Raw genomic sequence first — 18,078 nt, 5'->3', positions numbered from 1 at the left:
AAGCAGACGTGCCCGACGGTGACGGCCAGAGGCTCGCGACGACGACGGTGCTGCTGCTGCGGGTGGGCGCCGCGCCAAGGCCCTTTCGGGCACGAGGCGCGGCGGTGAGGGCTTCAGGGTGAAGGCGGGCGCGGCTTGAGGCGGAAGGTGCGCAGCCGGTTGGCCAGCTCCTCCCCCTGGACGCTCTTGGAGATGTAGCCGTCCGCGCCGGACGCCAGCGCGAGCGAGCGCAGCTTCGACTCGTCGGAGGCCGAGTAGAGGATGAACTTCGTCTTGGCGGACGCGTACTGGCGCGCCAGGTTGACGACCTTGTCGCCCTTGAGGGCGGGGAAGTTCACGTCGATGAGCACGAAGTCCGGCTCCGACTGGCTCACCAGGTTGGACACACCCAAAGCCGAGGTGTGGGTGAGCACCTCGAAGCCATACGCGCTCAGCGAGCGCTGCACGAGGTCGAGCAGGTCCGGGTCATCGTCCACCACCAGGACGCGTGCTTTTTCTTCAGCCATGGCTTCTCCCTAGATGCTTGCGGATCATCTCGAGCAACTGGTCACGATCAAGGGGCTTGGTGAGGTACGCGGTGCAACCGGCCGCGTGCGCCTTGTCCTGATATTCACGCCCCGCGTGAGCCGTCACCGCGATGACGGGCACGTTGGCCACGGAGGGTACCGCACGCAAGCGACGTGTTGCCTCCCAACCATCCAACCGCGGTAGGGACAGGTCCATCAGGATGAGGTCCGGATTGTCGCGCGTGGCGCGCTCCAGGCCGTGCTCTCCGTCCTCCGCTTCGATGACTTCGAACAGTCCCCCCAGGTAGCGCCGGACGATGTCCCGATTCTGGGCACTGTCCTCCACGTACAGGATGCGCGGCAGCCGCCCCGCGGACGCGGCGCGCTGGGAGAGCAGCAGGCCCTTGGCCTGGGCGATGACGTCCTCGAGCGCGTGGCCGCCCTTCTTCACGAAGCCGGCGAAGCCGTCGCGCAGCAGCGCCTCCTCCTCGTGGGTGAGCGACTTGCCGGTGAGCACCACCACGGGCACCTGGAGCTTCTCGGCGCGCAGGCGCCGGAGCACCTCGAAGCCGTCCAGGTTGGGCATCATCAAGTCCAACACGACGAGCGACGGCGGGGACACGCGCGCCTTGAGCAGCGCGTCCTCGCCGCTCCGGGCCTCGGCGGTGCTGAAGCCCGCGCGGCGCAGGTTGCGGCTGACCAGCTCGCGCGTGGCGGAGTCGTCGTCCACCACCAGCACTTCGCCCACCCCGGCGGACGAGCCCAGCGACTGGGCCAGGCTGCGCTGCACCACCTCCACCAGCCGCTCGGGCTCCACGGGTTTGACCAGGTACTCGCACGCGCCCAGCGAGAAGCCGCGCGAGCGCTGCTCCTCCACGGAGATGAGGATGACGGGGATGCCCGCGAGCGCCGGCTCGCTCTTGAGCTGGCTGAGCACGCTCCACCCGTCCAGCTTGGGCAGGTGGATGTCCAGCAGGATGGCCTGGGGCTTGAGCTCCCGGGCCCGCTTGAGCGCGATGATGCCGTCCTCGGCCACCACCACCTTGAAGCCCACGGGCTCCAGCTGGCCCGTCACCAGCTGCTGGATGAGCGGATCATCATCCACCACCAGCACGGTGCTGCCCGGCTGCGCGAGCGCGCCCACGTGGCTGGCCACCTCCGCCACGGGCACGCCGCGCTCGGAGGGCTGCGCGGCCTGCGCGCCCGTCGCCGCGTCCGTGGTGTTGGGCAGGCGCACCGTGAAGGTGGTGCCGCGGCCCAGCGTGGACGTCACGGAGACGGTGCCGCCCAAGACGCGCGACAGCTCGCGCACGATGGCGAGCCCCAGGCCCGTGCCGCCCACCTTGCGCGTGGTGGAGCCGTCCACCTGGCGGAACTTCTCGAAGATGAAGGGGAGCTGGTCGGCGGGGATGCCCACGCCGGTGTCCTCGACAATCATCACCACCTCGTCCCCGTTGGGGACCAGGCTCAGCGCCACCTCGCCCGTCTCGGTGAACTTGGCGGCGTTGCTCAACAGGTTGAGCATGATCTGCCGCAGCTTCAGCGCGTCGGTGCGCAGGGTCTCGACCGCCGCGTCCACGTGCACCGTGAGGGCCACGTCCTTGCCCTTGAGGTACTCCTTCACGGTGGCCATGCACTCCTCGGCCAGCTCGCGCACGTCCACGGGCTCCGTGACGACGTCCACCTTGCCCGACTCAATCTTGGACAGGTCCAGGATGTCGTTGATGAGCGCCAAGAGCGTCTTGGCGTTCGTCTTGACGACGTTGAGGTCCCTGCGGCCGTGGGCCGTCAGCCGCGAGCCCTCCTCGCGCATGAGCAGGTCGCAGTAGCCGATGATGCCGTTGAGCGGCGTGCGGATTTCATGGCTGAAGTTGGCCAGGAACTCGCTCTTGAGGCGGGCGGCGGCCTCGGCCTCGCGGGCGCGCTCCTCCTCGTTGCGCTTGGCCACCGCCAGCTCCTGGGCCAGCCGGTCCAGGTCCTCGTTCTGCTGGCGGATGATCTCCATCTGCAGCGCGCGCTGCTGATAGGACGCCAGCGAGCGGGCGGACACCGCGCGCGTGCGCTTGATCTCCTCCAGGCTCGCGGCCAGCTGCTTGTTGGCCGCCTCCAGCTCCGCCTTGGACGCGCGCAGCATCTCCTCGTTCTGCTTGCGCTCGGTGATGTCCTCGGTGACGCCCAGCACGTAGCGGGCCTCGCCGGAGGCGTCGAGCAGCGGCAGCTTGCGCGTGGCGAAGATGCGGTCCACGCCGCCGGCGCGCGCCACCTCCTCGAACGAGCGCATCTTCTTGGACGCGAGGATGTCCGAGTCGATGGCGATGAACGAGTCGGCCTGCTCCTTCGGGAAGTAGTCGTGGTCCAGCTTGCCGAGCAGCCACTCCTTGGTGACGCCGAACGCGTCCGCGAACGTCTTGTTCGCCACCACCAGCCGCCGCGTCGCCGCGTCCTTCACGAAGAGGACGAAGGGCAGGGCGTCGATGATGTTGCCCAATATCCAGTTGGCGTGATGCAGCTGCTCCTGGGTGGCGTCATGGCGCAGCCGGTCCCCGGCCAGCGGCAGCTCGCGCCGCAGCACGTGCCCCAGCCGGTTGAAGCGGTCCTCGCTGACGTAGTCGCGGGCGCCCGCGCGGGTGCTCGCCTCCAGCAGCTCGTCGCTCCACTCGCGGGACACGACGACGAACGGCAGCTCGCGCGAGTGCTTGCGCCACAGGGCTTGCGCCTCGGCGAAGCCCAGGCCGGGCAGCTCCGAGCCACACACGACGAGCGACCAGGGGCGGGCGAGCGCGGCCTCCAGGGCGGAGGCGCTGGTGGCGCGCTCGACGTGGGCGACGACACCCGCGTGCCCGAGCGCCTCTTCCACGCGCTGACACTCGCGCTCACTGGCGACGAGCAGCAGGGACGTGGCGTCCGCCACGGGGACGGAAGGGGGGAGGGAGGTGGCCATGACTCAGTTCGCCCCGAACACCAGCGCGGTCAACGTGGTGTTGATGTGGAACCCTGAATAGATTTCGAAGTGCACGTTCATCCCAGCGGCGGTGGGTGCGGCCTTCAGGGTCTCCGCGAGCTGGGCCACGCTGTTGGTCGCATGCGCGTACCACATGCGCCCGCCGCAGTGGAACAGGAGAGCGGCCTGGGGGTTCTGCACCCGGCGGGGCATCTCGTCGGTGAAGAAGCCGCGCGTCATGCCCGCCATGTCCCCCAGCTTCATCAGCTCCAGCTCCGTGCCCTCCTCCAGCAGGTTGGCGAAGAGGATGGAGCCGTCCTCCTGGGGCCGCCACGCGGCGCGGATGAAGTACTCGCGGCCCACGCGCAGCGCGGTGGGGCGCACCGCGAAGCCCTCGGGCGTGCCGAACTCCAAATCCTTCACGTCCTTGACGCCCAGGATTTCAGCGTAGCGCCTGGCGGCCGGGTGCCCGTCGATTTCCAGCGCGCGGGTGTGGCTCTCGTCCACCTTGGTGATGGTGAGCTTCTCCCCGGTGGGCACGTACCAGTGCGAGCGCAGGGCCGCCCAGGGGGCGCTGGTGCGGAACAGCGCCACCAGCACCGCGTCGGTGGCCACCTCGCCGTCCACGTGCACCAGCGCGGACTGCTTGGCCGGGTCGCGGTTGTCGTCGCTGGCCCCGCCGCCCACCAGCACCAGCGTCTGGCTGCGCTCCAGGATGCCCAGCAGCAGCTCTTCTTTCTTGTAACGAAAGCCATCGTCGATGACGAGGCCCACGTACCGCCTGGGGTCCAGGTCCTGCTGGCGCACGCCCAGGTCCTCGCACGCGCGCTTGATGGCGTTCTGCCCGGCGGTGATGGCGTCCACCGACAGCTGCGTGCCCAGCCCCAGTCCCACCTCCACGTCGCCGGAGAGCGCGGACAGCACCACGCTGCCCTCGTGGATGCCGGTGTTGTCCAGCTCGCCCGCCGTCGTCGCGCCGATGAGGCGCGTGCCCGGGGGGAGCCGCTCGCGCACCGCGCGGTTGAGCGCGTGCTGGTCCCGGTTGCGCGAGGCGAACATCGTCACCAGCACGGGCTTGACGCTGCCCAGCTGGCTCAAGAGGTCCTCCGCGGCCGCGGCCGGCTCCGTCAGCGTGGTTCGAGCCGTCTGCATCTTCACTTGGGCCATGGAGGACCTCCGAGGTGTCTGGCGGCGGCTACAGGCCGCTGCGCGGGTGCTGGGTATGACAGGCGCCGGTGCACTGCTGGAAGGACTCGGGTCCTCCGCCGACGTACATGCTCTCAATCTCCCCGAACTGGGCCTCGTGGCTCTTCGGGTAGCTCTTGTGGCACGACAGGCACGCGGCCTTGCTCGTGCGCTGGATGCTCTGCTTCGTCAGGTGGCAGGAGGAGCACTGCTCCAGCGGCTTGTCGAAGCGGTTGGAGCGCGAGTGGATGAAGTGCGTGCGCACGAAGACGGGCCCCTCCAGCTCGAAGCCCAGGGGCGCGTGGCAGCCCGAGCACGCGGCGCGGTTGTCGTTGCCGTGGAGCACCTGGGACAGCTCTCCGCCCTCGCTGTGGCAGCTGTTGCACGGGCCCGTGGTGAGCCTCGCCTCGGTGCGGCGCGGGGTGCCCACCTGGATTTCAATCGTCCGCGAGCCGGGCAGGTCCTCGCCCAGGTACGTGCGGCGGCCCTTCACCGTCACCAGGTAGGTGCCGGGCGTGGCGTCGGCGGGAATCTTGTACTGCCACTTGTCCGTGTTGGGCCGGTCCCACAGGCCCTCCTCCGGGAAGAAGGCGCCGCGGAAGACGATGTTGGCGAACGGGAGGATGGCGAACTGCGAGTACACGCCGTCGCGCGCCTCGGTGGCGACCACCTGCTCGTCCACCTCCGGGTCCAGGAAGGCCTCCAGCGCGATGACGCTGCGGATGGGCTGGATGTTCTGCGCGGGCCCGATGATTTGGGACATCAACATCCGCTCCCGGTGCTTGCGCCGGTAGTACGTCGTCGTCGCATCGAAGAAGGCCCGATAGTACTGGATGCCCGCCGCGTTTCCGTCCGGCGCGACCTCATTGTAGGACGGCAGACTGCCTTCGGGGTGCAGTCTGTTGCCCGCCCCGTCCTTCAGGGTGACCTGGAAGGTGATTTCGGACCCTGGGGCATAGGTGCCATCGCGGCGCGGCGGGGTGAGCGCCTTCACGTCGATGCCGAAGCCATAGGCGTAGTCGGCGTCGCGCACCTGCTCCACGGGGATGATGTAGGGCGTGAAGGGGCGCAGGCTCCAGCGCAGCCGCAGCGCGGTGGTGGTGTTGGTGAGCGTGAAGGCCTTCGCCTTGGCGTGCTCGTACGCGTTGCGCACCTCCACCAGCGCCTCCTCCTCGAACTTCCGGGCGCCCGTGCAGTTGGTGGGGGACTGGCAGTCGGTGATGGACTGGATGGCGCGCAGCCGGCGGATGAAGAAGTCGTCGGTGCGCTCGCGTCGCGAGTCCTCCGAGCCGATGTTGAGCACCACGGGCAGGCCCGTGAGCCGGCCGCGCGAGTCCACGGGCTCCACCGTGAAGATGCTCGGCACGTCCATCCACGCCGCGCCCCGGTAGAAGCGCCGACGGGTGAAGGCCCCCGGGCTGCCCAGCAGCACCGGCTCCTCGTCCACGGCCTTGAGGCCCGACCAGCCCAGCCCCGCGAAGTCGCTCTGCGTCTTCAGCGCGGCGAGCCCCGTGTCGCGGTTGGACAGCACCGAGGCGCGCAGGTCGATCTGGTTGATGTAGAAGCTCGAGCCCGCGCGCACGCGCAAGAGCTGCCCCTTGCCGTTGTCCACCTCGAGCGCCAGCCCCACCGGCTTGGGCAAAGGCGGCCACGGCCAACCGAACAGCTCCTGGGACTCCGACGCGGTCTCTCCAGCCTCCGGCGCCAGCGCCGCCTCGTCCAGGGACGCGTCTTCCGGTCCGCCGCAGGCCACCAGCAACCCCGTCACCAGGGCCCACGCCAACGTCTGGCGGGCCGTGGGGTAACCGAGCGAGCGGTGCGTACACGCTTCGCGCTGGGACCAGGGTGCTCCAAGTCCACCCATGGGTGACTCTCCTCGTACTTGTGGTTGAGGGCACCACCATTGGCGCCCCGGCCAGCGGACCCTGTAGCCCTTCGCCCGCATGGGGCGAGGGGGGCCGGATCTCTCCCGTTTCCGGGTTTCCCCGGTTCGAGCCTTTTTAGCCGTACGAAGAATATCTGGACTGAACAGACGCCTTCAACTTCTGGGAAAATAATCCGCCCTCTTTAAATCCCGGAAGCCTCCAAATGTTCGGATTTCCTCAATACGCTGCGGGCTGAACCGACTCAAGCGGTCGCTTGCAGGGGGATGTGAGCCCTGCCCTGCAGGGCACGGGGAAGTTCGACAGTGAATTCCGCGCCTTCCCCGATTCGGCTCCGGACGTGGATGGAGCCGCCATGGGCCTGGACCAGCTGCTGGACGATGTAGAGGCCCAGGCCGGTGCCGGGGGGGCGCCGGCCGTCGCCGTGGACGCGCTCGAAGCGATGGAACAGGCGCTGCTGGTCCCCGGGGGCGATGCCCAGGCCCGCGTCCTTGACGGTGACGCGCGCGTGGGAGGCGTCGGCGTGGACACTGATTTCCACGGGGTGGCCGTGGCCGAACTTGAGGGCGTTGTTGACCAGGTTGGTGAGGACGCGGTCCAGGCGCAGCCGGTCCCACGAGCCGGTGGTGTCCTGCTCCTGCACGCGCACGGTGAGCGCGCAGCCGGCGGCGGCGGCCTGCTCCGCGTGGCGCTCGGCCACCTCCCTGGTCAGCGCGGCCAGGTCCATCTGCTCGCGGTCCAGCGTCATGGGGCCCGCGGACAGGCTCGACAGGTCCAGCAGGTTGTGGAGCAGCCGGCCCATGCGCCGGGCCTCACCCTCCACGCCCACCAGGCCCTCGCGCAGCCGGGGCTCGTGCGCGTTCACCTCCAAGAGGCGAAGGCGCCTGAGGCGCAGCTGGAGTGACGACAGCGGGTTGCCCAGGTCATGCGCGGCCACGCCGATGAGCTCCAGCGCGCCCTGGGCCTCGGAGAGCAGGCGCGCGTTGTCCAGCGCGAGCGCGGCCCGGGCCGCCAGCTCCTCCATGAAGGCGCGGTCCACCTCGCCATAGCGCCGCGCGCCGGTGGACAGCAGGCACAGCGCGCCGAGCACGCGCGAGCCCACCGCCAGCGGCACGGTGAGCGAGGAGGTGACGCCCAGCACGCGCAAGAGCTCGCCGTGGGCGCTGCCCTCGAGCGCCACGGGCAGGTGCTCCGCTTCCACCTCCGAGAGGAGCTCCGCGCGGCCGGTGCACACCACGTGGCGGGGGCCCACCTCGTCCGCGTCGGGGCAGCGCAGGAGCGGCTCCCACAGGCGGCTGGCGGCCTGGTCGTCCGCGCACGCCACGGCCTGGGGCCGCACGCGGCCGTCGGCGGAGGGGAGGAAGAGGATGCACGCGTCGGCGACCTCGGGCACGCACAGGCGCGTGAGGGCCTCGCCCACCTCGCGCGCGCCGGACAAGGGCTGCAGCACGCGGCCCGCCTCGGCGAAGAGCGCCTGGGCGCGCTCCATGCGGCGCCGCTCGGTGATGTCGCGCGTCACCTCCGCGAAGCCGCGCAGCCGCCCGCGCGAGTCCGACAGCGCGGTCAGCAGCGTCTCCGCCCAGAAGCGCGTGCCGTCGCGCCGCACGCGCCAGCCCTCGGACAACAGGCGCCCCTCGCGTCGGGCGCGCTCCAGCTGGGCGCGAGGCAGGCCCGCGGCCACGGCGTCCTCGGGGTGCAGCCGCTCCAAGGCACAGCCCGCCACGTCCTCGGCGGCCCAGCCCGTCAGCCGCTGCGCGCCGGCGTTCCAGGCCGTCACCCGGCCGCGCGAATCCAGGAAGCACAAGGCGTAGTCCGTCACCGCCTCCATGAGCAGGCCCAGGCGCTGCTCGCTGTGCTCGTGGCGCGCGTGCAGCGGCGCCAGGAGGTGGCTCAGCACCAGCCCCAGCGCGCCCACGCCGGCCAGCCCCACGAAGCCCGCGAGCAGCGCCTGTCGCAAGGCCAGGCGGGAGACCTCCTCATGGGTGAACAGTCCGTGCACGACGGACAGGAGCGTCGCGAACAACAACAGGCCGGCGAGCATGCAAGCGGACACCCCCGCACCCACCCGCTGGGCGAACGTCCAACGTCGCATCATGTGAGGCTCCCCCCGCTCCTGGCGAAAGCCCGCAACCGGCCCGCATCAGGAAGGTGATGGACAGCATCCCCGATGCGCGGACAGCGGAAAATTGCCCGGTTGGACAAAGTCTGAGTCACCCCAGGGAGGTTGCTGACACTCCCTGGGTGGAAGGACTCCCCATCTGGAATGGCCATCGCCAGGGCGCGGGGTTATGAGGCTACCCCCCCTCATTCGTCTCGCGTCTGTCCACACCGCCTATGTCTCTCGTCGAAGGTCTGAAGGTCCGCTATCTCCCCCAGCCCGAATGGGGTGTGGGTCACCTGCTGTCCCTCCAGGAGGACGGAGCCAAGGCGCTCGTCGTCTTCCCCGCACGGGAGGATGCTCCGGTGCTGGTGTCCACCAAGGGCGGCGCCCTGGTGTCCTACCCGCTGCCGCGCGGCGAACCGGTGGTGACGTACAAGGGGCGGCTGGCCCTGGTGGTGGCCGAGGAGCCCGGAGCGCGGGGCCTGCGGCGCTACGTGTTGAGGTACGCGGACACGGGCGAGGAGGACGAGCTGCCGGAGTCCGAGGTGCGCGCGCTGCCGCCGCGCTCGGACCTGTTGTCGACACTTCGCGAGGGCCGGGTGGGGGACGCGCGCGCCTTCACGCTGCGCAAGCAGGCGCTGGTGCTGGACGACGAGCGGCGGTGTGACGCGCTGGGCGCGCTGCTCGCCAGCCGCGTCATGGTGAAGCCCCACCAGGTGGGCGTGGTGCAGCGGGTGTTGTCCGCCCGACGTCCGCGCTTCGTGCTGGCCGACGAGGTGGGCCTGGGCAAGACGATTGAAGCGGGCATGGTGTTCAGCGCGCTGCGGCTGTCGGGCCTGGTGCGGCGCTGTCTGGTGGTGGCGCCCAGCCACCTCACCGTGCAGTGGCTGGTGGAGCTGTTCCACAAGTTCAACCAGCTCTTCACGCTGATGGACTCGGACCGCTACGCGCAGTCCCTCAAGGAGGCCCCGGGGGTGTCGCCCTGGGCGAGATTCCCGCTGGTGGTGACCAGCCTGGAGCTGCTGTCGCGCAGCGAGGAGCACCGCCAGGAGCTCGCGGGCGAGGACGCGTTCTGGGACCTGGTCATCATCGACGAGGCGCACCACCTGAAGGGCGAGCGCGCCTTCGAGGCCGCCTCCGTGCTGGCGAAGAACTCCTGGGGCCTCTTGCTGCTCACCGCGACGCCCATGCAGCTGGACCCGGCCGAGTACCACGGGCTGCTCACGCTCATCGACGCGGCCACGGCCCCGTCGGTGAAGGGCTTCGAGGAGCGGCTCGCGCGCCAGGAGGAGCTGTCCACCGCGGTGCGCGCGCTGCGCGAGGGCGGCAAGGCCCAGGCCACGGCGGCGGTGAAGGCCCTGGCCCAGCGCTTCCCCGAGGACGCGCGGCTCAAGACGCTGAAGGAACCGGACGCGCTGCTGCAGCACCTGGCGGAGACGTACAGTCTCAGCGACACGCTGGTGCGTAACCGTCGTGCGGTGGTGGGTGGTTTCTCCACGCGCAGACTGCACCGGCACCCGGTGGCGCTGCCCGCCGAGGAGCTGAAGGTCCGCGACGCGGCGCTGGAGGTGCTGGCGCAGGGCACGTTGAGGGGCGCGCCCCTGGGCAACGTGCTGCGCCGGCTGGAGTCCAGCTCCGCGGCGTTCTCCGGCGCGGTGAAGTCCAACCCGGTGCTCAAGGCGAAGGCGGACGTGCTGAAGCTGCCGTCGCGCGACGCGAAGTTCAGCGCCTTCGTGGGCGTGCTGCGCGGCGTGTGGAAGGCGGAGCCCTCCGCGAAGGTGCTCGTCTTCACCGAGAGCCGCGACACGCTGGAGATGCTCCAGTCGGAGCTGTCGCGCGAGAACGTGGAGGCGCTGGGCTACCACGGAGATTTGCCGCTGGTGGAGCGGGACCGGCAGGTGGCGCGCTTCAGGGATCCGGAGGGCCCCAAGGTGCTGCTCTGCACGGAGGTGGGCGGCGAGGGCCGCAACTTCCAGTTCGCGCACCACCTGGTGCACTACGATTTGCCCTGGAGCCCGGCGACGGTGGAGCAGCGCATCGGCCGGCTGGACCGCATCGGCCAGACGCACCCGGTGGAGATCCACGTCTTCGACGTGGCGGGCACGCTGGCGTCGGACGTGCTGACGCTGCTGGCGGACGCGGTGGGCGTGTTCGGCGAGACGGTGGGCGGCCTGGACGCGGTGCTGGAGGAGGTGGAGGACCGGCTGGCGGAGCTGGCGCTGCTGCCGCGCGAGGCGCGCGTGGCCTATGCGGGCGAGCTCAAGGCCAAGGTGGAGTCGGCGCGCGAGCAGGTGAAGCGCGCGTATGATCCGCTCCTGGACGTGCGCAGCTTCGACCGCCCCGCGGTGGAGCGCCTGGTGAAGAAGGCCCAGGAGCGCATGGGCATCGAGTCCGACGAGGACGACGGCGAGGCGCCCGGGCTGGAGGACGGCCTGTGGGGTGTCGCGCGGGACCTGGACGAGCGGCTGGAGGAGACCGTCACGGAGCTGGCGCGCCGGGTGGGCATCGGCGTGGACACCGACGAGCAGGTGGAGGCCTTCCAGGTGGCGTTCCAGTTCGGCCACGCGCTGAAGGTGGACGGCCTGCCGGGGCTGGACGTGCTGGAGGACCGCACGCAGCTGGGCACCTTCTGGCGCGACACCGCGGTGGAGGCCGAGGAGCTGGAGTACTTCGCCACCGGCCACCCGCTGGTGGAGGCGCTGTTCGGCTTCCTGCGCGACGGTCCCTATGGCCGCAGCGCGTTCCGCTTCATCGAGAAGCGCGGGCCCCAGAAGGCGCGCGGCGTGGAGCTGCTCTACCACCTGCAGCTGCCGGAGCCGGAGGACACCTCGCCCGGCGCGCGCGTGCCCAGCCGTCAGCTGGCGCGCTTCCTGGAGCGCACCCTGGTCCACGTGGCCGTGGTGGACGGCGGCGCGTCCGGCCCCAGGGCCGACGACGCGGTGCTCCCCGCGCTGGAGAGCGAGGGCAAGACGCTCAAGGGCGACGAGGTGTCGCGCGCCTTCCCGGGCTTCGACGCCTTCCTCGACGCCGCGGTCCCCGTGGGCCAGAAGGCCGCCGAGGCCGCGCTCAAGAAGCTCACCACCGCCGCCCGCGAGGCCATCGAGGCCGAGCGCGACGCCGGCCTGGAGCGCCTGCGCCTGTCCCTGGACCACCAGGGCCTGTCGGATGACGCCCTCGCCACCCAGCTGGGCGCCGAGCACGCGCACTACGAGCGTCTGCTCCACGCCCTGCGTGACGCGAAGGTGACACTCGACTCGGCTTGCGGTTTCATTCTCAACCGCTGAGACGTGCGGGGCAGGGCAGGGTCTTGCGCCTGTGACGCGAGGTGTCGGAGGCTCGCGCGGACAGTCCCACTGTGTCGTGGACAGTGGGGCTGGGTACCGAATTTGGCTACGGTCCAGTTGACCGATTCCTCAATCAACAAGATTCAGGGAATTGGAAGGTGTATGCTTCCCCGCGCCATTTCACCCACATCCAGGCAGTCCGGACAGGCAGCGGTGGAAGCGGCGCTGACGCTCCCGCTGGTGGTGTTCCTGGTGTTGGGGACGCTGCAGCTCTTCATGATGCTGCAGGCGCGAATCCTGGCGCAGGTGGCGGTGTACCGGGCGGTGCGGGCTGGCAGCCTCAACCACGCGGACTGCCTGCCGATGATGCACGCGGCGATGGTGACGATGCTGCCGTCGGTGGTGCGCACGGACAGCCCGCGCGCGCTGGCGGACGCGTTCCGGGTGCGGCGGGACAACGAGTACCGGGTGACCAGCTCCTACGGGAACCTGTTCCGGGGCCCCATGGTGGAGATCGTCCGCGACTCGCCGGACGTCGCGTGGGTGCAGTCGCTCGCCTTCAACGAGGACCTGCTGTTCGACCAGTCCACGGACAGCGACGCGGCGCTCGACAACCGCACGTTGGAGATCCGCATGGTGGCCTGGTACTACATGCGCATCCCCTTCGCGAACTGGGTGATGAGCCGGATGTTCCTGGCCCACTTCGGTCTGCGTCGCTACACCGCCACCAACCCGCTGATGCCGGCGCAGAAGCAGTCGGAGTGGTGGAACGACGAGGCGCCGCCCCTGGGGCCGGATGACTGGCCCGGTGGCGCGCTCGACGAGCGCATGGTGGCGTGGAGCCGGCAGGGCCACTTCGTGTTCCCCATCCAGGTCCACGCGGCGATGCGGATGATGACGCCGGTGATGGCCCAGAACTTCCCGCGAGGCGCCGAATGTCCCGTCACCGGCTTCTGAGTGCTCCGCGCGGTCAGGCGCTCGTCCTCTTCGCGCTGACGCTGCTGCTCCTCGCGTTGATGGTGCTGATGACGCTGGGCTTCGGCATGCGCGCCAAGGAGCGCGTCGAAATCCAGATGGCGGCGGACGCGGCGGCCTACAGCCAGGCGGTGGCCGCGGCGCGCACGTTCAACGCCATCTCCGTGATGAACCGCGCGCAGGTGGCGCACATGGTGGCCATGGCCGGCACCCAGGCGCTCATCAGCCGCAGCAGCCAGGTGTACGCGGCCCACATGGTCTGCGCGCCCAAGTACACCGTGACGGAGTGGGAGGCGCGGGACAAGGACGCCGCCACGCAGACGAAGCTGGCCCAGGGCAAGGCGGGCAACCTGTACCGCGCGGGGCTGGAAATCTATGCGCACCTGCTCACCGAGCACATCGCCGGACAGAAGCTCGCGGTGCGCATCGCCCGGGGCGCCAACCCGGAGCTGGAGGCGACGGCGGACGGCGCGGCCAAGAGCTTCCTGGAGCTCAACGGCTCCGAGGACGTGCCTCGCCACGGGCCGCTGATGGACGCCGTGCGGCGAGGCGGCGGCGCCTGTGGCGGCGGCGCGGTGTGCCCGGTGGGCGGCGCCTCGCGCGCGCACCTGAACGCCACCATGGGCAGCCTGGGCTGGACGTGGGTGCACAACCGGCCCACCGGCAGCGCGGGGTTCGGCACGGGCGGCGCGGCGCGCTCCACGGCCTTCCGTCGCTACGGCTCCGCCGCGGAGATGGACCCTTCGACCTACAACACGGTGTCGGGGCGCAACGCCACGGGCCATGACCACGGGACGGCCATCGTCCCCACGCAGTGCGCGAGCAACGCGCCGCCCGCGCCGGTGCCAGTGACGGATGCGTGGGTGATGTCCGACGAGCAGCAGACGCCGCAGGACCAGCACGTGTACGGCCTGCGCCTGCCGCCGGGGCAGTCGCCCGAGGCGGGTGAGCCCCTCTACGAGCGGCACACGCTGGGCGCGTGCGTGTCGTGCCCGGGCATCTGGCCGTTCGCCATGAGCTACAACGTGGACGAGATGTGGCGCGGGCCGAGCAACCACTACGCGCAGCCGAAGCTGTACTCGGTGCTGCATCGCGATTACGGCAGTGACGCGCGCCGCAGGAACCCGGACCCGTGGAACCTGTTCTTCCGCTTCAAGTTCTCGGAGGAGAACACGACGGAGTTCGACCTCTCGATTCCGCTGGGGCGCTCGCGGCCGACGGGGCGTGAGAGCGTGCAGCGCAACCAGGTCGCGCTGTCGGCGGGCATCGTCTACTACCACCGGCCGCGCGCGGCGGCGCAGGGGGGAGGCTGGCGCGAGCCGCCCAACTTCCTCAACCCCTTCTGGCGCGCCACGCTGGTGAGCGCCGAGGGCGCGGTGGACGACAGGCCGGCGCAGAGCCTGGAGACGGCGGGGTTCGCGGAGCATGGCCGGACGCTGCGGGAGCTGGAAGAGGCGGGTTACCGCGGCGGCAGCCGGCGGGGAGCGGGGTACTGACATGCGCTCGCGACGCGCGGCACGACGAGGTCAGTCGCTCATCGAGACGGCGCTGGGGTTGATGGTGTTCGTCACCATCCTCCTGTTCGGCATCTACTTCGCGGAGGTGGGCGCGCTGACGCTGAAGGTGCAGGAGGCCGCCAACTTCGCGCTCTGGAACGCCACGGGGCGCGTGATGCACGACCCGGCGGCGGGGGAGTGGCAGCGGCCCTCCGCGGTGACGGGCGCGCTGGCGGAGGCGAACGGGCGCTACGTGGATTACGACGGGCGCAGCCGCATGGACGGAGCGGGTGGGGTGCCGGTGCAGCTCGCCGTCGCTCGCGCGCAGCCCATCCAGGTGGACTGCGAGCCGGAGCTCCCGGCGGGAGTCCCCACGCTGGAGCCGCGGCATGCGGGAGGGCCGCTGGCGACGATGCGGGTGGCGTCGCCGGGCATGCGCTGCACGGCGTCCACGCGGCTTCGCGCCGAGCGCATCGGCCGCTTCATGGAGCCGAGCTTCTTCCAGACCTCGCAGCGCGCGGCGGCGGCGACGTTCCGCGTGTGCGCGGCGGGGCGCGCGACGGCGGGCGAGTGCCGGGGGCGGTTCGGGGTGTTCCTGGACGACTGGGGTCTGTCGACGGTGGCGGAGGGACGGGCCTGCGCGCTGAGCATCAACAGCGGCAGGGTGTGTGGCAACCCGGACTACTACCTCTGGGCGGAGCGGGTGTACCGGCGCAACGGCGGTGGCGGGAACGCGGGCTCGGCGCTGGCGGGCCTGGTGGGCGCGGAGTCGGTCAACGAGGACCAGTTCTTCATGAGCTTCCGGGGCGAGGAGGACCGCTACGAGGAGAACATCGGCGCCACGCACGCGGGCGGCCAGTCCGTCTGGGAGACGACGCCGTTCCGGGCCTCGAACCTGGCGCGCCGGTACGACGTTCCCCGGGAGAACCGGTGGCTGGGTGGGGTGCGGGTGCGGTGAGGTCCGTGCTCGCCGTCCTGTGCCTGCTGGGCACGGCGCCTGTCGCCGCGAGCACGTCAGGGGGCGCGCAGGAGCCCGTGAAGCGAGGCTCGCCGAGCACGGTCATCTCGGCGCCGAAGTCTCGGCGCGCGGCCCGGGCGAGCGACCTGGCGCGGCCTGATTCAAACCTGGCGCGCCCTGGTGCGAGTCCGAACACCGCGCCATCGGGCACTCCGAGCGTCGTCGGCGCGAGCACTGCCACCGCGAAGCCGAGCACTGCGCCATCGAGCGCATCACGCGCAGGTCGCGCGGGCACGCCCGCAGCGAAGTCGGGCCCCGCGTCATCGAACGCGTCTCGTGCCACAAGCGCGAGCGACGCCGCGAAGCCCGGCGCGAGCCCCTCCGCGGACACCGGACCACGCTTCGCGTGGCCGTCGCTGCGCGTGCTGGAACAGGTGGACGCCAGCGAGGTGCTCGACGCCAACGGCGTACCCGTGGTGCTCCGCGCCGTGGTGGTGAAGGACTCCGCGCAGGACCTGGTGCAGCGCTTCGCGGATGCCTTCCGCGCGGGCGGCCTCCACGTCCCTCCAGGCTCCGAGCAGCCGCAGCTCGCCAGCGGCGCGGCCATGCTCACCGGCGTCGACATGTACCGGGGGCTCACCTACACCGTCATCCTCCAGCCTCAGGAGGGCGGCGTCACGCTCGTGTACCTGGGCGAGGCCAACCACGCCCTGGCCCGCGAGCCGAGCCTCGCCGGTGACGTCGCCACGCTCCCTCCCGGCGCGCACGGCGTGATGCGCGTGAGCGACGAGAGCTCCAGGACGCTGTCCTTCCAGGTCCCCATGTCCGAGGCCGAGGTGCGCGCCTTCTACGCCCAGGCGTTGGGGCGCGACGGCTGGCGGCTCGCCGAGGGGGAGACGTCCGTCTACACCCGTCCCGGTGAGGAGCTGCGCATCATCCAGGCGCCCGCCGAGAAGGGGCTGCGCTCCGTGGTGCTCGTGCACCGGGGTCGACTTCACGGGCCCTGAGGCGCGTGTCGTCGCGCCACGTCCCGTCGGACACCACCCGTGCGACTCAGGCGCGCAGCTTCTCGCGCAGCGCCTTGGCGCGGCCCTGCATGTCCGGGTCCATGCTGGTCAGCTCCACCGACTTCAGCCGCTGGTCCAGGCTCTGCGGCTTCTTCTGCAGCTTGCCCTCCTCCACCAGCACCTCCAGCCGGGCCAGCGCCTTGTCGACGATGCGCTCGCGCGGGTGGTCCAGCAGGCTGTCGAGGAAGTACGCGTCCTCGGGCAGCTCCGGGTACTTCTCCAGGTAGTCCACCACGGCCTTCACCCAGTCGGCGCGCGTCTCGGACTCCGTCACCTTCTGCATGGCCTGCTTCTGGGCCTTGCGCTTGCCCTCCGGGTCGAACGTCTTGGCCAGGCCCTCGGGCAGCTCGCCGCCCGTGAAGAGCGCGTCCGCGGCGGCCTTGTACTTCTGGTAGCTCGCGCTGCGTTCAATCTTCTGCTGCGCGGGGTCATCCTGGCGCGAGTGGTACTTGCTGCCCTTGGCGCGGCCCGCGTCGATTTCGCGCCACGTCTTGTTGCGCTTCCCGGAGAAGCCGCCGCCGTCGTTGTCCTTGGCCATCCTTCATCTCCCCTTGCGTGCGCCCCAGAGCGCCGCGAGTCCGCGTTGGACGAGGGTGCGCACCACCTCCAGCTCCTGTGCGGTCAGGGGCTGCTCCTCGTCCTGCTCCGCCTCGAAGAGCGCCTCGGCCGCGTACGTCCGCAGCGACTCGGGCACCGGTGGAGCCGTCGTGTCCGCCACCAGCGCCGCCGGGCGCACCGAAGCGACTCCCGGCGACCAACCCAGCTCCAGCATGGCGTACAGCTCGAAGAGCAGGTGGCGGGCGACCCCGTATCCTTCGTCCGTGAGCCCCGCGGCGTCAAGCGCGCCCAGCAGGGCATCCTGTCGGTTCTCGAAGGCGTGCATCAGCCGCGTGCGCGCCTTCTCGTCATCCTCCAGATAACGCCAGGCCGCCTCGATGAATTCGCTCGAGGGCTCGCCCGGGTGGAAGTCCGCGGGAAGGACGGGACGGCTCTTCTTCGGCCGGGGCGGCCGCTCCCCGTCCTCCAGGCGCACCCCGCGCCCCTCCACCACCAGGTCCCAGAGCCCCAGGAGGTTCTGGTAGAGCTTGCGCGCGATGTCCGGCGACGGGAAGCGCGGCTCGCCCTCGAAGAGCCCGGGGATGACGTCGCCCTGGGAGCGGCCCCTGGCGTGCGCCGCCTGCATGCGGGCGAGCACCTCCGCGGTGTCGTACGGGCTGCCGGACAGCTCCAGCAATCCATCCAGCATCGACGCGCCCTCGAACTGGCGCTGGAAGTCACTGCCTCGGTCCTTGGAGCGGCTCATGGCGGCGGGACGCTTACCCCGGCGGGCTGCCGAGCGCACGCGGCATCAGGAGTCCTGGGGCCACTCGCCCATCAGGTCGTCCTGGCGCTCCTTCGGGTTGGACGTCCACTCGAAGTCCTCCGGGACGTGGCCGCCGCCGTGCTGGCGCGTGCCGTCCCAGCTCACCTGTCCGGTGAGGAAGTGCTCGTCGGGCTCCCCCGTGATGGGCGCGCGCTCGTCGGGCAGCGTGAAGGGCGTCTCCAGGGGCTCTTTCGGGATGAGGATGGGCATGGCGGACCTCGCTGCGCAGGCGTCGGGCGCGCCAGGTGTTGGCTGGCGCACGCGCCCGTCACCCCTTCAACGTGGGCAGGCGGCCGCGGCCGCCTGCCCACGTTGAAGG

At 70.8% G+C, this 18,078-nt stretch carries 13 protein-coding genes; 5 read left to right on the top strand and 8 right to left on the bottom strand.

Annotated elements, in window-relative coordinates:
• Positions 1 to 113: 113 nt before the first annotated feature.
• The 5 genes from FL311_RS19360 to FL311_RS19340 form a co-directional block, all read right to left on the bottom strand.
• Positions 114 to 506 (bottom strand): response regulator, encoded by a 393-nt coding sequence (locus FL311_RS19360; RefSeq protein ID WP_046710855.1) that lies wholly within the window; start codon positions 504 to 506, stop codon positions 114 to 116.
• A complete protein-coding gene (locus tag FL311_RS19355; RefSeq protein ID WP_141326911.1) occupies positions 499 to 3,447 on the bottom strand; it encodes a response regulator in 2,949 nt (982 codons plus the stop codon). The genes FL311_RS19360 and FL311_RS19355 overlap by 8 nt, the downstream gene beginning before the upstream one ends.
• A gap of 3 nt (positions 3,448 to 3,450) precedes the next feature.
• Positions 3,451 to 4,614, bottom strand: a complete 1,164-nt coding sequence (locus FL311_RS19350) for an FIST signal transduction protein (protein ID WP_141326909.1) — start codon at positions 4,612 to 4,614, stop codon at positions 3,451 to 3,453.
• 28 nt (positions 4,615 to 4,642) lie between these two features.
• Positions 4,643 to 6,496 (bottom strand): cytochrome c3 family protein, encoded by a 1,854-nt coding sequence (locus tag FL311_RS19345; protein ID WP_141326907.1) that lies wholly within the window; start codon positions 6,494 to 6,496, stop codon positions 4,643 to 4,645.
• A 263-nt stretch (positions 6,497 to 6,759) separates the two neighbouring features.
• The gene (locus FL311_RS19340; RefSeq protein ID WP_141326905.1) at positions 6,760 to 8,610 is read right to left on the bottom strand and encodes an ATP-binding protein; all 1,851 of its coding nucleotides are present in this window, start codon (positions 8,608 to 8,610) and stop codon (positions 6,760 to 6,762) included.
• A gap of 239 nt (positions 8,611 to 8,849) precedes the next feature.
• On the opposite strand from FL311_RS19340, the gene FL311_RS19335 reads away from it, so the two are divergent.
• The 5 genes from FL311_RS19335 (at position 8,850) to FL311_RS19315 (ending at position 16,336) form a co-directional block, all read left to right on the top strand.
• Positions 8,850 to 11,900 (top strand): helicase-related protein, encoded by a 3,051-nt coding sequence (locus FL311_RS19335; RefSeq protein WP_194869263.1) that lies wholly within the window; start codon positions 8,850 to 8,852, stop codon positions 11,898 to 11,900.
• Between the two features lie 162 nt (positions 11,901 to 12,062).
• Positions 12,063 to 12,857 carry a TadE family protein gene (locus tag FL311_RS19330; RefSeq protein ID WP_141326901.1) on the top strand — a complete coding sequence of 265 codons (795 nt, stop codon included), beginning with the start codon at positions 12,063 to 12,065 and terminating at the stop codon, positions 12,855 to 12,857.
• Positions 12,836 to 14,371, top strand: a complete 1,536-nt coding sequence (locus FL311_RS19325; RefSeq protein ID WP_141326899.1) for a pilus assembly protein — start codon at positions 12,836 to 12,838, stop codon at positions 14,369 to 14,371. Before FL311_RS19330 ends, FL311_RS19325 begins: the two co-directional genes overlap by 22 nt.
• Position 14,372: 1 nt before the next feature.
• On the top strand, positions 14,373 to 15,329 hold the full coding sequence (locus tag FL311_RS19320) for a hypothetical protein (protein WP_141326898.1): 957 nt from the start codon (positions 14,373 to 14,375) through the stop codon (positions 15,327 to 15,329).
• 422 nt (positions 15,330 to 15,751) lie between these two features.
• Positions 15,752 to 16,336, top strand: coding sequence for a hypothetical protein (locus tag FL311_RS19315; protein ID WP_228556962.1), 585 nt, complete (start codon positions 15,752 to 15,754; stop codon positions 16,334 to 16,336).
• Positions 16,337 to 16,382: 46 nt separating this feature from the next.
• Here FL311_RS19315 and FL311_RS19310 read toward each other — a convergent pair whose 3' ends face one another.
• From FL311_RS19310 to FL311_RS19300, 3 genes are read right to left on the bottom strand one after another with little or no spacing between them, the layout of a single operon-like run.
• Positions 16,383 to 16,934 carry a hypothetical protein gene (locus FL311_RS19310; protein WP_141326896.1) on the bottom strand — a complete coding sequence of 184 codons (552 nt, stop codon included), beginning with the start codon at positions 16,932 to 16,934 and terminating at the stop codon, positions 16,383 to 16,385.
• A gap of 3 nt (positions 16,935 to 16,937) precedes the next feature.
• Positions 16,938 to 17,699, bottom strand: a complete 762-nt coding sequence (locus FL311_RS19305) for a hypothetical protein (RefSeq protein ID WP_141326894.1) — start codon at positions 17,697 to 17,699, stop codon at positions 16,938 to 16,940.
• Positions 17,700 to 17,744: 45 nt separating this feature from the next.
• Positions 17,745 to 17,969: a hypothetical protein gene (locus tag FL311_RS19300; RefSeq protein WP_141326892.1), complete on the bottom strand. Its 225-nt coding sequence runs from the start codon at positions 17,967 to 17,969 to the stop codon at positions 17,745 to 17,747.
• Between the last annotated feature and the right edge of the window lie 109 nt (positions 17,970 to 18,078).

The organism is Myxococcus sp. AB025B (assembly GCF_006518215.1).
Taxonomy (GTDB): domain Bacteria; phylum Myxococcota; class Myxococcia; order Myxococcales; family Myxococcaceae; genus Myxococcus; species Myxococcus fulvus.
Note: the sequence above shows the minus strand (reverse complement) of the source record. Positions and strands in the feature narration are given on the sequence as shown.

Excerpts from the sequence above, each read along its gene's own strand:
- FL311_RS19320 (WP_141326898.1), top strand. The coding sequence starts at position 14,373 with ATGCGCTCGCGACGCGCGGCACGACGAGGTCAGTCGCTCATCGAGACG.
- FL311_RS19310 (WP_141326896.1), bottom strand. The coding sequence starts at position 16,934 with ATGGCCAAGGACAACGACGGCGGCGGCTTCTCCGGGAAGCGCAACAAG.
- FL311_RS19345 (WP_141326907.1), bottom strand. The coding sequence starts at position 6,496 with ATGGGTGGACTTGGAGCACCCTGGTCCCAGCGCGAAGCGTGTACGCAC.
- FL311_RS19360 (WP_046710855.1), bottom strand. The coding sequence starts at position 506 with ATGGCTGAAGAAAAAGCACGCGTCCTGGTGGTGGACGATGACCCGGAC.
- FL311_RS19350 (WP_141326909.1), bottom strand. The coding sequence starts at position 4,614 with ATGGCCCAAGTGAAGATGCAGACGGCTCGAACCACGCTGACGGAGCCG.
- FL311_RS19330 (WP_141326901.1), top strand. The coding sequence starts at position 12,063 with ATGCTTCCCCGCGCCATTTCACCCACATCCAGGCAGTCCGGACAGGCA.
- FL311_RS19355 (WP_141326911.1), bottom strand. The coding sequence starts at position 3,447 with ATGGCCACCTCCCTCCCCCCTTCCGTCCCCGTGGCGGACGCCACGTCC.
- FL311_RS19300 (WP_141326892.1), bottom strand. The coding sequence starts at position 17,969 with ATGCCCATCCTCATCCCGAAAGAGCCCCTGGAGACGCCCTTCACGCTG.
- FL311_RS19325 (WP_141326899.1), top strand. The coding sequence starts at position 12,836 with ATGTCCCGTCACCGGCTTCTGAGTGCTCCGCGCGGTCAGGCGCTCGTC.
- FL311_RS19335 (WP_194869263.1), top strand. The coding sequence starts at position 8,850 with ATGTCTCTCGTCGAAGGTCTGAAGGTCCGCTATCTCCCCCAGCCCGAA.
- FL311_RS19340 (WP_141326905.1), bottom strand. The coding sequence starts at position 8,610 with ATGATGCGACGTTGGACGTTCGCCCAGCGGGTGGGTGCGGGGGTGTCC.
- FL311_RS19305 (WP_141326894.1), bottom strand. The coding sequence starts at position 17,699 with ATGAGCCGCTCCAAGGACCGAGGCAGTGACTTCCAGCGCCAGTTCGAG.